This is a genomic window from Celerinatantimonas marina, assembly GCF_046054165.1.
GTDB lineage: Bacteria > Pseudomonadota > Gammaproteobacteria > Enterobacterales > Celerinatantimonadaceae > Celerinatantimonas.
This window is the reverse complement of record NZ_JBFNXK010000031.1, coordinates 1-2938: the sequence shown is the minus strand read 5'-3', so window position 1 is coordinate 2938 and position 2938 is coordinate 1. Positions and strand designations below refer to the sequence as shown.

Here is a 2938-nt window from a genome sequence, read left to right as displayed (position 1 = left end):
CATGCTCTTTAACAACCTGGAAAAAGCTGAAAAAGATTATCTCAAGAAACATGAGTTTAAAAACAAGTGTTCTTGGTGTTTAAGGCGGCTTATCGAGAGATAAGTCAATCGTACTCGGATGATGGTGATTTATACACATCATTGTCCAGTTACTAACTGACCCTGTTTAGGGTTGTATGGTTAAGTGACGAAGCGTAGACGGTGGATGCCTTGGCAGTCAGAGGCGAAGAAGGACGTGTTAATCTGCGAAAAGCGCTGGTGAGGTGATAAAACCCGTTATAGCCAGCGATGTCCGAATGGGGAAACCCAGTGAGTTTACTCACTATCGTTAACTGAATACATAGGTTAACGAGGCGAACCGGGAGAACTGAAACATCTAAGTACCCCGAGGAAAAGAAATCAAACGAGATTCTGGAAGTAGCGGCGAGCGAAACCGGATTAGCCCTTAAGGTTAAAGGGAGCCAGTGGAAAGCTCTGGAAAGAGCTGCGATACAGGGTGATAGCCCCGTACATGAAAGCGACCTTTAACTGAAAACGAGTAGGACGGCACACGTGTTATGTTGTCTGAATATGGGGGGACCATCCTCCAAGGCTAAATACTCCTGACTGACCGATAGTGAACCAGTACCGTGAGGGAAAGGCGAAAAGAACCCCTGTGAGGGGAGTGAAATAGAACCTGAACCCGTCTACGTACAAGCAGTGGGAGCCCCCTTGTGGGGTGACTGCGTACCTTTTGTATAATGGGTCAACGACTTATATTCAGTGGCAAGGTTAAGCGGATAGTGGAGCCGTAGGGAAACCGAGTGTTAACTGCGCGAATAGTCGCTGGATATAGACCCGAAACCCGGTGATCTAGTCATGGGCAGGTTGAAGATTGGGTAACACCAATTGGAGGACCGAACCGACTAATGTTGAAAAATTAGCGGATGACCTGTGACTGGGGGTGAAAGGCCAATCAAACCGGGAGATAGCTGGTTCTCCTCGAAAGCTATTTAGGTAGCGCCTCGAGCGAATACCATTGGGGGTAGAGCACTGTTAAGGCTAGGGGGTCATCCCGACTTACCAACCCTTTGCAAACTCCGAATACCAATGAGTACTACTCGGGAGACAGACGGCGGGTGCTAACGTTCGTCGTCAAAAGGGAAACAACCCAGACCGCCAGCTAAGGTCCCAAAGTGCATGCTAAGTGGGAAACGATGTGGAAAGGCTTAGACAGCCAGGAGGTTGGCTTAGAAGCAGCCATCCTTTAAAGAAAGCGTAATAGCTCACTGGTCGAGTCGGTCTGCGCGGAAGATGTAACGGGGCTAAGCATGCCACCGAAGCTGCGGATGCAAGCTTGCTTGCATGGTAGAGGAGCGTTCTGTAAGCCTGCGAAGGTGTGTTGTAAAGCATGCTGGAGGTATCAGAAGTGCGAATGTTGACATAAGTAACGATAAAGCGGGTGAAAAGCCCGCTCGCCGAAAAACCAAGGTTTCCTGTCCAATGTTAATCAGGGCAGGGTGAGTCGGCCCCTAAGGCGAGGCAGAGATGCGTAGTCGATGGGAAACGGGTTAATATTCCCGTACTTGGATGTGTTGCGATGGGGGGACGGAGAAGGTTAGGCTAGCACGGCGTTGGTTGTCCGTGTTCAAGGTGGTAGGCAGAGTGCTTAGGCAAATCCGGGCGCTTAATGCTGAGAGCTGATGACGAAGTTCTAAGGAACTGAAGTAGTTGATACCCTGCTTCCAGGAAAAGCCTCTAAGCTTCAGACACAAACAAACCGTACCCGAAACCGACACAGGTGGTTGGGTAGAGAATACCAAGGCGCTTGAGAGAACTCGGGTGAAGGAACTAGGCAAAATGGTACCGTAACTTCGGGAGAAGGTACGCTGCCGACGGTGATGGAACTTGCTTCCTAAGCTGTTGGCAGTCGAAGATACCAGTTGGCTGCAACTGTTTATTAAAAACATAGCACTGTGCAAACACGAAAGTGGACGTATACGGTGTGACGCCTGCCCGGTGCCGGAAGGTTAATTGATGGGGTTAGCGTAAGCGAAGCTCTTGATCGAAGCCCCGGTAAACGGCGGCCGTAACTATAACGGTCCTAAGGTAGCGAAATTCCTTGTCGGGTAAGTTCCGACCTGCACGAATGGCGTAATGATGGCCAAGCTGTCTCCACCCGAGACTCAGTGAAATTGAAATCGCTGTGAAGATGCAGTGTACCCGCGGCTAGACGGAAAGACCCCGTGAACCTTTACTACAGCTTGACACTGAACATTGAGCCTACATGTGTAGGATAGGTGGGAGGCTAAGAAGCGTGAACGCCAGTTTACGTGGAGCCGACCTTGAAATACCACCCTTGTAGTTTTGATGTTCTAACCTGGGCCCCTAATCGGGGTTGGGGACAGTGTCTGGTGGGTAGTTTGACTGGGGCGGTCTCCTCCCAAAGAGTAACGGAGGAGCACGAAGGTTGGCTAAGTACGGTCGGACATCGTACGGTTAGTGTAAAGGCAGAAGCCAGCTTGACTGCGACACAGACAAGTGGAGCAGGTACGAAAGTAGGTCTTAGTGATCCGGTGGTTCTGAATGGAAGGGCCATCGCTCAACGGATAAAAGGTACTCCGGGGATAACAGGCTGATACCGCCCAAGAGTTCATATCGACGGCGGTGTTTGGCACCTCGATGTCGGCTCATCACATCCTGGGGCTGAAGTTGGTCCCAAGGGTATGGCTGTTCGCCATTTAAAGTGGTACGCGAGCTGGGTTTAGAACGTCGTGAGACAGTTCGGTCCCTATCTGCCGTGGGCGTTTGAGAATTGAGGGGGGCTGCTCCTAGTACGAGAGGACCGGAGTGGACGAACCTCTGGTGTTCCGGTTGTCACGCCAGTGGCATTGCCGGGTAGCTAAGTTCGGGACTGATAAACGCTGAAAGCATCTAAGCGTGAAGCAGGCCTCAAGAT

The 2938-nt window shown here is 50.9% G+C and carries 1 rRNA gene; it reads left to right on the top strand.

The features are described 5' to 3' along the window. Nucleotides 1-178: 178 nt before the first annotated feature. Nucleotides 179-2938 (top strand): 23S ribosomal RNA (locus ABUE20_RS19160); the annotation flags it as partial.